At 46.1% G+C, this 12,399-nt stretch carries 11 protein-coding genes; 1 reads left to right on the forward strand and 10 read right to left on the reverse strand.

The features are described 5' to 3' along the window. Window positions 1-292: 292 nt before the first annotated feature. The 5 genes from AC06MN_RS09090 to AC06MN_RS09110 all read right to left on the reverse strand — a co-directional run bounded on the left by AC06MN_RS09090 (window position 293) and on the right by AC06MN_RS09110 (window position 8,091). The gene (locus AC06MN_RS09090; RefSeq protein WP_475672051.1) at window positions 293-1,564 is read right to left on the reverse strand and encodes a M28 family metallopeptidase; all 1,272 of its coding nucleotides are present in this window, start codon (window positions 1,562-1,564) and stop codon (window positions 293-295) included. Window positions 1,565-1,590: 26 nt separating this feature from the next. Next, window positions 1,591-3,474 (reverse strand): DNA-methyltransferase, encoded by a 1,884-nt coding sequence (locus AC06MN_RS09095; protein WP_475672052.1) that lies wholly within the window; start codon window positions 3,472-3,474, stop codon window positions 1,591-1,593. Window positions 3,475-3,478: 4 nt separating this feature from the next. After that, on the reverse strand, window positions 3,479-4,012 hold the full coding sequence (locus AC06MN_RS09100; RefSeq protein WP_475672053.1) for a hypothetical protein: 534 nt from the start codon (window positions 4,010-4,012) through the stop codon (window positions 3,479-3,481). Next, window positions 4,009-5,025: an AAA family ATPase gene (locus AC06MN_RS09105; RefSeq protein WP_475672054.1), complete on the reverse strand. Its 1,017-nt coding sequence runs from the start codon at window positions 5,023-5,025 to the stop codon at window positions 4,009-4,011. Before AC06MN_RS09105 ends, AC06MN_RS09100 begins: the two co-directional genes overlap by 4 nt. A 216-nt stretch (window positions 5,026-5,241) precedes the next feature. Continuing rightward, on the reverse strand, window positions 5,242-8,091 hold the full coding sequence (locus AC06MN_RS09110; protein ID WP_475672055.1) for a DEAD/DEAH box helicase family protein: 2,850 nt from the start codon (window positions 8,089-8,091) through the stop codon (window positions 5,242-5,244). 360 nt (window positions 8,092-8,451) lie between these two features. Here AC06MN_RS09110 and AC06MN_RS09115 point away from each other — a divergent pair, with 360 nt between their 5' ends. Continuing rightward, entirely contained in the window at window positions 8,452-9,111 is a 660-nt protein-coding gene (locus AC06MN_RS09115) for a hypothetical protein (RefSeq protein ID WP_475672056.1), read from the forward strand. A gap of 17 nt (window positions 9,112-9,128) precedes the next feature. On the opposite strand, the gene AC06MN_RS09120 is transcribed toward AC06MN_RS09115, so the two are convergent. From AC06MN_RS09120 to AC06MN_RS09140, 5 genes are all read right to left on the reverse strand, one after another. After that, window positions 9,129-10,268, reverse strand: coding sequence for a DUF362 domain-containing protein (locus tag AC06MN_RS09120; protein WP_475672057.1), 1,140 nt, complete (start codon window positions 10,266-10,268; stop codon window positions 9,129-9,131). A 213-nt stretch (window positions 10,269-10,481) separates the two neighbouring features. Then, window positions 10,482-10,946, reverse strand: coding sequence for a GNAT family N-acetyltransferase (locus AC06MN_RS09125; RefSeq protein ID WP_475672058.1), 465 nt, complete (start codon window positions 10,944-10,946; stop codon window positions 10,482-10,484). A gap of 4 nt (window positions 10,947-10,950) precedes the next feature. Continuing rightward, window positions 10,951-11,511, reverse strand: a complete 561-nt coding sequence (locus AC06MN_RS09130) for a YdeI/OmpD-associated family protein (protein ID WP_475672059.1) — start codon at window positions 11,509-11,511, stop codon at window positions 10,951-10,953. Continuing rightward, window positions 11,508-12,050 (reverse strand): GNAT family N-acetyltransferase, encoded by a 543-nt coding sequence (locus AC06MN_RS09135; protein ID WP_475672060.1) that lies wholly within the window; start codon window positions 12,048-12,050, stop codon window positions 11,508-11,510. The genes AC06MN_RS09130 and AC06MN_RS09135 overlap by 4 nt, the downstream gene beginning before the upstream one ends. Continuing rightward, on the reverse strand, window positions 12,047-12,397 hold the full coding sequence (locus AC06MN_RS09140) for a hypothetical protein (RefSeq protein ID WP_475672061.1): 351 nt from the start codon (window positions 12,395-12,397) through the stop codon (window positions 12,047-12,049). Before AC06MN_RS09140 ends, AC06MN_RS09135 begins: the two co-directional genes overlap by 4 nt. Between the last annotated feature and the right edge of the window lie 2 nt (window positions 12,398-12,399).

Consider the following 12,399-nt stretch of genomic DNA (forward strand, 5'->3'; position numbering starts at 1 on the left):
TATCAAGATAAGACTTCCAAATGGCAAGGTGTGCTTCAGGACGCTCTACACATCTGCCCAGCACAAGGCCGTGAAGTCGCTGGTCGATGCCCTCGCGTGCGCGTATGAGCGCAAGGGTGACGCATAGTCAAAGTCAGGAAATGATGCCAAACGACACTGAAAGTGGTGCTACGAACCATAACACCACCGACAGTATCATTCTTGAAAAGGTTATGATATTTGCTAAATTTCTGAAAATCATCGAGTTTTTTGGCTAAAAGCTAGCTAACGGCTAATGGCTAACAGCTAACAGCTAAAGGCCAATAAACTCCGTAATCAGCTTGAACAGCAACTCGTAAGTCTGAAAATAGAAATGCTCAAAAGTGTCGTTGGCGGTGTGATAATACTGGAAAGCGTCGCCTTCTTCGTTTTCGTAGAAAATGCATGGAACGCCTTGCACGGCAAAAGGATAATGGTCGCTGTTGGCAGCCAAATCGCCACGGTTAAGCGACTGGAAATAATGCCTTTTCGCGTTGATGGCTTCCATTTCGGCAAAACCTTTCATGCCTTGCTCGCTGACTTCGCAATACTGCACGGGATTATTGTCGCCAATCATGTCGAGATTGAAAAGATATTTGATGTTGCTCAGCGGAACAATCGGGTGGTTGACATAATAGGTCGAGCCGCGCAGATTGGCATCTTCGCCTGAAAACGCGATGAAAATCATGTCGTATTTCGGCTTGTGCTGGGCATAATATTCAGCCAAAGTGATGATGGCGGCAGTGCCCGAAGCGTTGTCGTTAGCACCTGGGAAATAGAGTTTTCTGCCCAAATTGCCCAAATGGTCGTAGTGCGCCGTAAAGACAAAACAACTGTCATGGCTTTCACCATTGATTTTTGCAATCACGTTGCTGCTTTCGTAGTTTGATAAAAACTTGTTTTCAACATTCAGCTTGATGTTTTTCGCTCCTCTGACGGCTTCGGCAGTTGTCCAGACAATAGGTTTTGCGGCAATGTTTTCGCCGTAGGCCTTGTAGAATTTCAGGCCGGTTTCCCAAGTGTAGAGCAAACCTGCATTGGGGCAAGTCGTGTCGCTTTGCAGAATGGAAAACTCCTTGCCGTGTTTGTAAGGAAACCAGAAATCGCAGACGATGAAAGCGTTTTTGTATTCAGGCTTCTGCAAATCCTTGGAAATCTGTTCGAAGTCGAAGTTGGCCGTGTCAATGAAATAAAGCGGGAAGCTGCCTTTCACGCTGGGTGAATATTCGCGCATCACGAAATCATCGCCAGGAGTGAGTTTCCTGCCATCGACCCACATCTTCATTTTTCCAGGAAAAGTGTTAATGTTGATGGTGAAAGGTTGAAGAATGACTTCGTCAACGCCAGCCTTACGGAACTGTTTTTCAATGTAATCGCCCGCTTTCAGCACGCCATCCATAGCATAACCGCGTCCTTGGTATTTCTTTGAACTCAGTTCCTTTACGATTTCCTTGTAAAGCGGCGTGTTTTGCGCCGGCACCGAGAGTGCGAGCATCAGACAGACTAAAGTCGTGATTTTCTTGAATATGGAATTTGATAATCTCATAATGATAGGTTATTGAAAATGATTGTTTATTCGGTGATAGATATAATCGTCTCGTCGCCGCAGATGTTGCGGATTTTGAGGCGGAGGGGTTTCTCTTCGGTGCGGATGCAGCCGTCCCAGATGCGGGTGAACTTTTTGCCGTCTTCTATCACATAGCCTAAGCGGTCAATTTTGATTTCCTTGTCGCTGTGCCATGGGGCAGCCTTATCAGCTGTGGAGCAATCGGCCGAAATCCATTCTATAGTTTCCAAGCCCTCTTCGCTGATGCGGATAAGGCTGGATGCCTTGCCTTTGGCCAAGGCTTGTGCCTCGGTCTTGTGATTGTATTCGTCAATCTTGCGGCACACGCGGTCGCTGTGGAAGCTGTTGATGCTGACTTCCCAGCAAGGCAACAGTTCCTCGTTGGTTTGCCGGAGCGAGTAATCTACTTCGTCTTCCACCACCACATTGTCCAGCACCTGCTTCAAGTCGCGCAATTCCACTTCAGCCAATGAGGCATCGTTGTTCTCGCGGATAAAGGCCTCGATGTCCTGCTTGTCGGTGATGTCAATATAATACACCACCACCCTTTTCACATCTGTGGGCAAGTCGGGCATGGCCTCATGCAGAATGCGGTTCATCAGTGGGCGGTCTAATAGTCGGGTGGTGCCATCCATAAGGTTGGGCAGATACACAGGCATCATGCCATAGCGGCTGTCGTGGATGCTGCCCTCCCAGAACTTGTCGAGTTTGTCTTCGTTGCGCAGGCCTAGGATAAGGCTTTTCAGTTTCTCCATCGTCTGGATGGGATTGCGGTAGAGCGACACTCCATCCTTTACCTCCTTGATGTCGAAACTGGCTCCAACAGTCAACAGTCGATCGCGAGTAGTCTGTATGCTGTTGATGCCAATATCGTTGTGGATAAAGCGGCGACCCAACTTGTGAGCCACAGCAGCCGTTACGCCGCTTCCGCCAAAGAAGTCAGCCACCACCATACCCTCATTGCTGCTTGCTTTGATAATGCGTTCCAAAAGTGCTTCGGGTTTTTGAGTGGCGTAACCTACTGGTTCTTCCTTGTCTGCAGGCTGGAGCATAGACATTCTCCAGACATCATCAATTGTTTTTTCTTCAGATTCTTGGTATATTACTTTCCCATTTTCATCTTTTGCATTCACCAGTTTCTGAGTGGCTTTATCCCATACTCTTTTAATCTGTTTTACATTCTCTTCTCTTTTTTCTTTGACAGGACTGAAAACATAACTATCCGATTTTGAATATAAATAAATCGTGTCGTGATTGGATGCAAACCGATTCACATTGCCCTGCATTTTATTATAGTAATGCCACACTATTTCATTCCTGAAATTATCCTCACCAAAAATCTCGTCCATCAGGATCTTCACATAATGGCCGATATGGTAATCCAGATGCACATAGATGCTGGCATTATCGCTCATTACGCTCTTGATAGCCATCAGGTTTTCGTACATCCAGTTGAGGTAGCGTTCCTTGTCCCACACATCGCCGTACATCTTCTCCTCAAAGGCTTTCATTTCTTCCACATCCAACTCCGACTCGGCTTGAGAAATGGCCTCGGCCACTTTGGGGTTACGGCGCACATACACCTTCTTGGCATAGTCGGCTCCTGAAGCAAAAGGCGGATCGATATACACTAAATCCACCGTTATGCCCTTCTCCTTCAAGTAGGCACAAGCTGAGAGACATTCTCCCCGCATCAAGATATTGCCGTCAGGGTTCTCGCCCACACGTTCCACATCCTCCACCTCATACAGCGGCATTCCCCTCAGCACATGCTCCACCACCATATTATTATCTCTATAAGACAGCATCCTACGAGTTCGCACAAAATTATCGAGGATGGCTTGACCTTCCAAAGTGTTTGGGAAATAAGGTATATATTTTATTGCCATAGTATTAGTAACTTTTGCAAGTGCCAAATATGTTTTGGAAATTTCTTTCCCATGTTGCTTCGTTAACCACGAAAATCTTGTCTTGAGGTATTAATTCCTTTATCCACCGTTTAGGATTAGCTTTACCTCCAGGAATGAGCCTCTTTAGTTCCTTTTTGAAATAGGAATTTTCTGCATCGTCAAAGTTTGTCAAGCAAACATAAAGAATCGGTTTCTTTATTTTGTCTTCGCAATACCGATACAAGAAAGTATCTCGAAATTTTCCTTTGAAGTTTTTGACAAGATAGTCTTTAATATGATAATCATCACCAGCCTTTCTTTGGTCTTTTTCGTTTTTTAGATGCTGAATATCCTCTTCAGTGTACCCTTTTATTTCTATCCAAAGCTGGAACTTGTCAAACTCAGCCATAACATCAACCGCTTTCATCGGAGCACCATGGAATGTTGGAGACAAAGAATCACGCTCGTCAAATTTATACAGTTCTTTTGCCTTTGGGAAATCGAAACGATATCTTTCCTCTGTCAAATCCAATTTCATAACGTACTTAGCCCTTTCTGTATTTCATCGTCAACAATTCTTGCAAAAGTCTCATCAATAGCGTTGGGTTCCAATTGGTCAATATCGTAAGTCGAATTATGCTGTACAACACCTTCACTATCTTTGTAGAGTACATGGTAAAGTACGTTGTCATCTTTCGTTGCTGCTAATTCAAATTCTTTCAGAAGCACATAATCATGTGTAGAAATGAATATTTGAACTCCCATGCGTTGCAGTTCTAACAATATATTCACTACTGTTTGCATCAATTGGGGGTTCAAATTGGCTTCAGGTTCATCCCAGAAGAGCATAGTTCCTTTGGTTAAGGTCTCATTTTGAATTAAACGATATAAAAGTCCCAATTTCCTATAACCTTCTGCCAATAGAGAAAATTCTAATTGACCCGAAGCATTCTTTAGATAAAAAGTTTCTTCTTTTGTAACAACCTTTCCCGACATTGCCTTACTAAGTATCGACATTAGCTTCTCTCTTTCTGGACTTTGTTTCCCTTTTACCACTGGCGAATATGCTTTTGTGATAATATCTTGATACACTTCCTCAAAAGCCAACTTCTTCTGACTAACAAGAGAAAGAAAGCCTGGTGCGTTGGCCAGCATATCTTTGACAGGAATAAAAATAGCCTCTACTCGTTCGTCAACCCTCCAGTCATTCTCAATAGTTTCTGCTTTGTTTAACGTGGTAATTTCACATGTGATTGAACGTTCAATACTTTTGGGAGCATTTTTACGGAAAACGGAAACGCTACCAGAATTGCGCCCTTTTGCACGATGAACAAGTCGGCCTATTGTATTTGGCATAAAGACTCCATTGAGTTTTTGACCAAACGTCCGATCAATTTTCTTGTCTATTAAAGTACAGGCAGAGTACAAAGCTTTAAGTAAATGTGTCTTGCCAGTACCATTTTTCCCTATCAGTATGTTGATTCCTGAAGAGAACTCAATGTTCGCATCGGTGAACACTGTAAAATTTTGGGCTTTGATTTTAGTAATCATATTCTTGTGTTTAATAATTTATTTAGATAAACAACGGAGGAATCCTAGTCTGTTGCCGAGCATTTCTCGGTAACTTTGCACACAACTTTTGTTTTCCAAATGAACTTGTTCCGTTTTGGAACAGGTTGACATAGATTTTGCTGTTGTCCATCTGGTAGAGGACAATATTCTTCGGCTTATTATTTTGTACTTCTTTACTCATGAGTCTCTTGGTTTTTATTCCTCCTCTTTGAAAAAACTATTGATGGCATCGAAGAGTTTCTGCTTGCGTTTCTCGGGGTTGAGGGTGTCCTCAATATAAAGGAACTTGAAACGGCGGTAGCCGAACTTCTCGTTGTTCTGCTTGATGAACTGGGTTTCCATGAACTTACGACGGTCGGCAAACTTGGCTGCAAAGCCTTCGCCCTTGGTCTCAACGATGATGACCTTGTGGATGCCACCCTCGGCATTGCGGCTGAGGACGAGGAAGTCGGGCACATACTTGCCAATACGCACCCAGTAGCGACCATTGTGGCGGAAGCAGTCTATCTTGAACTCGGTGAGGGTGTCGTCGCCATTGTAATACACCTCCAACGGCTGGTCGCCGATGCAGGCCAACGCTTCCTTGAGATGATTTTTCTCCAGTGGGCTGTCGAATCGGTAAGGCAGATAATGGTAAGTATGGTGACGCTCAGGGTGATTCTCCTTGCCCTGCATGTAATCGGGGATAGGCATTCCTGCCGCCTTGAGGGTATCAATGGCCTTTTGCATTTCGGGCGTGATTGTGGAAGGCTGCTTGTCGTCATCCAATATGCTTTGCACTGTAGCCTCGTCGGGATGATAGCGGGTGTCGCCGAGATATGTGGTGACGGGCGAGGTGAATTTCTCTATCTGAAGAAGACTGGCCTCTGTGGTTATAACCTCCTCGCGGGTGGTGAAGTCACGACGAGGCACAAAGGATTGGCGCACGAGCGAGCGGATGCGCTGCTGGTCAAAGCATTCATTGTAATGGTGGCCGTCCTGATGAACTGTCGTAATTTTGTCGAAAAGTTCACGAAGCGGTGCTTCATATTTTTTCAACTGTGCCATTGTCAGCGTGCCAAAACTCTCTTTGGCGATGGTGTTGAGCCATTCGCGGAAAGTAACAGGGTCGCCTTGGTCAGGATTGATAGCATAGGTTTGGGTGATATTGCCTTCCAAGTCTTGCACCGAAACCAAGGTACTTGAACGCTCAACCAGGCAGTCTTCCTCCAAGCGACGCTGGGTGTCGGGCGACTCCTCTGTGGTAAGTGTATTATATATCACCTTGAGCTGATAAAACTGGATGGGCGGCACCTTCTGTACCTCCATGCGTGAGTAGCGGTTGATGTGGATAGGCTCTTCGGCCATCTTGGCGTTTAGCTCCTTGACCGAGGTGTTCTGTGTCTTTGACAGTTGGGCGTTGAGTGTATCGGCATTGAACTTGTTGAGCCAGATGACAGCCTCTTCGGCTTTGCCACGCTCTACTTGTCGGAGGCATCGGCAGCTGGTCTGCAGCACCATATTCTTGGGGCAGTCACCTTGTTGCGAAAGGATAACCCCCGTGAGACTGCGACAGTCCCAACCCTCCTTTCCAATCTGCACCAGCAACACCACTTGGATGCGCGACATGGCGGTGTCGAGTGCGGCAAAGGCGGCTTCGGCTCCTTCGGGGGCGGGGTACTGCTTGTTGCCGTCGTGGTATTTCAACACAGCCTCGGCAGGATTGATATGATGTGACTGAAGTATTTCGGAGACAAGTGGATATATACGTTCCTCCAGCGTCTCAATTTTGCCGCAATAGATGGCCAGCTTGGCGCAAAGACCACCGGGGTAGACCTTGTCCTTGAACTTGTCGAGGAAATGGGTCAGGCCGTTGCGGATGATAGTGTCGGCATCGGCATCAGCTGTGCGGATGTCGGGATATTTGAGGAAGTTGCCGATACCATCAATCAATGGATAGTGATACACCACATTGGAAAGGTCGGTATTGCTGACGGTGATGGTGTCGGTCATCTGAACCTTCTCGGCTTTCTCCAGATACGGTGTGCCGGAGAAGCCCAGCATACAGTTGAAATTCTTTGACTCGGCCCAATGTGTTACCACCTGACGCAACTTAATCTCACTGTCGGCGGCATGATGCACCTCGTCAACGAAAGTGGCAAGATGAGGAATCTGGCCAATGACATGTCGTAATTCATTGGCAATTTTCATCTTGTCAAGTTCTTCCTTGCTGAACGCTGTGAGGTCGGAGTCTTTGTCAAGCCTGTCAAGAATCACCTTCTCGGCATTGGTGACAGCCACAAGACCCATGAGACTCTCACCTTCAGAGGAGAGGTGCATGTTGATTTTCTGAGCATTGGGATTCTTGATACGGTTGCTCTTCATGGCACTCTTCTGCTCGTCCAGCACCTCAAATTTGATCATTCTGCGGATATTGGAAGCAGCAGGTTCTGGCAGTACCCATGAAGGGTCGAAATTCTGAATCTTTTTCAGCGATGGGATGATGGATGATTTGAGACCTGAAGGGGCTAGAATCATGAAGTTATGGGCAAAGATGGGATTTGATGGCTCGTTCTGCGCAAAATAGAGGTCGAGATAAATAAAGGCTGCCATCAAGTAGGTCTTGCCAGCACCCATGGGCAGGCTGAACAGATAGTCTGGATAATCCACCCCATAGAACAAATCGCGAAAGGCCTTTTCATAATCCACACTTGCTGGATTGCTCTTTATGGCCTTTGCCAACTCGGGGGCAAGCGATTTACCATTCTTGTTGGGCAGTGCGGCATACTGCATCAGGGCCAAGGCGGGGATGTTGCTGCCAATCAGCTCTCGTTCCGCACCAGTGAGGGCGATAGAATTGGGCGATGATAGTATGCCGTTGTGGAAAAGTTGCCAGAGCGATTTGTTCTGACAGCCAATCTTGAGAAATAGATATGTTTTGATAGCTTCAATCTGAGCATCACGCATCATACCCCTACTCTCCATGTAATCAACCACCGATTTGATGGGGCATGAGGGACTTTGTAGCCATGAGTTGCGCTTTATTTCAATCAGTTTGAAAAACATATCTATAAAAACAATTCAAATTGTCAATCCGATTGTCAATCCGACAATTTGCAATGCAAAAATAGAAAAATTGTTTCGACTTAAACAAATCAATAAATTGAAATTTATTACAGAGTTTGTTAAGTAAGCAACTGCTCAGAATTAAACAACACACTTTAAATCAATACAGGCTTCATTTGTTCTCTTCAAAACATGTCCTCATAACGCACTGAAAGTATGGAAACGCACAAATAATTTTCCCGTTTTTTTATATCTTTGCAGCGCAATTCCGAGAGACGCTAATCCCGAAGGAATCCCGAAAGCATCCCGAAGGCATCTCGAAGAAATGAGGCAAAGCCAAAACAAGAAACAAGGAAAATTATGGCAAGAGTAATACCTATCAACATCATCAAAGGCATCAGCGGAAAGTATGGAAAAGATGCCGACTTCTACTTTGCCACCAACACATCAAGCGGCAAAATACGCATTTCACAACTCCCCAAGCCGAGCCATCGGCCTCCTACCGAAAAGCAAAGGAAACAGCGTTCGAGATTCGCCGCCCGACATGCTGCAATCGCCGCATGGCTCAATGCGAACAAACCCAACGAGTTGAATGGACCAAAAGGAACCGAAGCGTATCGGCATGTACAGCGGCTGAAACGTCAATTGGGTCTTAGCCTCATGAACCAGGTGCTATTGAAATACATGGATGAAAACAATGTCATCAGGCTCCCCGAAATGAAGGAACAACAGAGTTACAATCCTCAGAAGCCCAAGAAATTATGGAAACAAATTTCTTTAGAAAGCACAAGGACATTCCATAAAGGAAAAAACAGACCATCTTTTCTGTCTCACAACAATGCGAAAACAAAAAGATTACCCACAGTCAATTGGTTAGCTAATTTTGTAAACCAAACATGCTCATCTGTTTATGAAGAATCGCACAGCATCGGGATTTTGACATCAAAAAACTTCTACAAATTCAAATCAGTTGAAACATTTCAAAAAAAACGAATCTGTAAAATTCAAATAATCCAATAGCTAACAGCTGAGACAAATCACTTACTCCCCATCCAAACCAATTCATATTTCCGGTTTCCGAGTCCAATTTTCTCACCATGAATGAGTTGTGTCTCCCATTCCGATTCGGGTGTCGTGTTTTTGAAATGATCGTGGTGGTCGGAGAAACCTTCCTGATGCAGATGGTCGCCAAGCACAGAATTGCGGATTGGTTCAGCTTTCAGACACATATCGGCGCAGGCTTGGTCGAGGGCGACTGGGTCGAAGGAAGCGAACATGCCAATGTTGGGCAGAATCGGGGCATCGTTTTCGCCGTGGCAATCGCAGTATGGCGACACATCAACGATGAGCGAAATGTGGAAATTGTCGCGACCCGAAATGACGGCTTTGGTGTATTCCGCCATCTTGGCATTCAGCACGCTGATAGCTTGGTCTTGTGCAAAGTCGACGGCATCGAAATTGCAGGCACCGAGGCAACGGCCACATCCCACGCAGTTTTTCTGGTTGACTTGCATTTTCTTGGTCGTTTCGTCAAACACGAGGCCATTGTTGGCACATTCGCGCAGGCAGCGTTTGCAACCACGGCATTTCTTGGCCTTGATGATGGGTTTTCCGTTGGAATGTTGGTCTTTCTTGCCGGCACGCGAGCCACAGCCCATGCCGATATTCTTAATGGTGCCGCCGAAGCCTGTCATTTCGTGACCTTTGAAGTGCGTCAAACTGATGAAGACATCGGCATCCATGACGGCGCGGCCAATCAATGCTTCCTTGGTGTATTCGCCGCCTTCAACGGGCACGGCAATGTCGTCGGTGCCTTTCAGGCCGTCGCCAATGATGACCGGGCAACCGACGGTGAGCGGTGTAAACCCGTTTTCCCAAGCACATTCAAGATGTTCGAGGGCGTTTTTGCGCGAGCCAGGATACATGGTGTTGCAGTCGGTGAGGAAAGGCTTCCCGCCCAATTCCTTGACGAGGTCGACGATGGCTTTGGCATAATTCGGGCGCAGATAACTAATATTGCCCAATTCGCCGAAGTGCATCTTGATAGCGACGAATTTGCCATTCATGTCGATGTTTTCAATGCCGGCAGTGCGTGCCAACCGCTTGAGTTTTGCAGGCATGCTTTCTCCGAAATAGCCCGTGCGGAAGTCGGTGTAGTAAACTTTTGAAGTGTTCATATTGAATTGAATTGATTTTTAATGATATTTAATATAGTTCAAAAAGTTCAAATTGCGCTTTGCGCGTTCAACCCTTTGAACTTTTTGAACTTTTTTGTCTTTTTCCCTTTCTTTTCAGCGAGTAAAAGTAATACATAAATCGCTACGGGCGGCAAATTGGCGTAGATTTTCGTCATGTAGACCAACGATGCCAAAATGTATTAAGGCACGATGTTATCCATTTGATTTGTAATAAACGGGTCCTTCCTCGCCATATTGTCCTGAAAAAAGGAATCCTGCCCGTTGAAGGACTTTTTTCGATGCTTCGTTTTCCTCGGTAGTCTCAGCAATGACTTTCTTGACCCCATCTTGTTTCAACGCCCATTCGGAAACCGACAGCAAAGCCTCTGTCATGTAACCGTTGCCACAAAAGCCTTCCCTGAGGCCATACCCGATTTCAACCGTTCCGTCATTGCCAACGCCCTTGAAACAGAAATCACCGACTATAGTCCCTGGATTTTCCTTTAGTTCCATGAACCACACGGCATACCACATCCGTTTTTCGGGATGGTCGAGGCAGCCTTGCAGCATCTCACTGTAGGCTTGCCGCAATTCTTCAATCTTTTCGTTTTCAATCAGATCGCGCATCTCATCATTGCTGATGGGAAACAGATTCAGTCGTTTGCTTTCAATGTTCATTTTCTTATTTGTAGTATTTTTCAATGCCTCCGTAACCTTTTATCAATTTGTTGGCTTTGGTCTTGCCGATGAAATTTGCAAGACGTTTGCGAAACTCATCGGGCCGTTTGCGTGCCGCATCGATGTAGGCAACCCGAATGCGGCGGTAGGAATCCGAAAATCGTTCGAAGTTTGTCCAAGTCTCTGGGTCTTTCTTGATTTCAGCCAAAATATCCTCCGGAAAAATGAATGGCTCATTGATGATAGGCAGCACCAATGGCCTGACTTTTGGATGAATCATTCCCTGCCCATCGAGCCAAATCAGGCGTTCGATGTTGGGGCGTGAATAAGGGCTTCCTTCCCGCCTTGGTGTGAAGCGTCGGATGCCGTGGGTGCTGTCGAGTGTGCCAGCCTGACCGTCAATCCAGCCGAAACAAAGCGCTTCCTCGACGGCATCATTGTATGAAATGCTTTGCTCGCCAGCTACCTTTGTAGGGAAAACGAACCAGATTTCTTTCTCCGTCTCGAAATGCTCGCTGAGCCATCTGCGCCATTCGGCGCGGTCGTTGGCTTTAAAAGTGTTCATCGTTTTTGCTCCCATTCTTTTCGTGTCAGCCTGGTAATGTGCTCGGTACGAATGTCGTCCATCAGTTTCCAATAGATGTCCTTGTTGGTGTGATGATAGACGAAACCACATTTTTCCTGCACGCGTTTCGATTTGGCGTTGCCTTCAAAATAGCCGCACCAAAGCGTTTCAAGATTTAAATCTACAAAGGCGTGACGGATCAATTCTTTCGTAGCTTCGGGAATTAATCCCATACCCCAGAAAGGCACGCCAATCCAGTAACCGATTTCGCCTTCCGTTTCGGGCAAATCGAGGTTGCTTTGTGTGCCAATCATCAAGCCAATGCTACCGATGGCCTTGTTGTCCGTTTTCAAGCAAACGGCGTATGTCTCATTGACAGCCAGTACATTACGGATAATTTCACGGCTGTTTTCAACGCTGGTATGCGACGGCCAGCCCGCAATAGGACCAACCGCAGGGTTTTTGGCAAAGGCAAACAGATTCTCTGCATCATCTTCGCACCACGGACGCAATATCAGTCTTTCCGTTTCCATGTTCATTTCATCAATTCGGCCCACACCTTGCCTTGGCGGCAAAAAACGGTGTAAATCTTTGTACCTTTCACTTGCGCCACGCGAGCTTCAGCAGCCTGCTCGGGAAAGAGGCGGATAAGCCCGACACGGTCGTAACGCTCCACCACGATAGCAGCAATGAAGTCGTCTTTCGTCATCGGGCATGCATATTCCAGAAGGTATTCGCCATCCATCTCGGTGATGGTAGGAACTACATTCAAGTTTTCAATAGTTACGGGTTCGATTTTGCTTCCGCAACATTCAATCGCCGGTTTGCCGTAGGCTATGCCGACATTGCCGCATTTCGGGCAATAATAAATGTTTAACTTATTCATTT

The organism is Candidatus Limimorpha sp. (assembly GCF_056203535.1).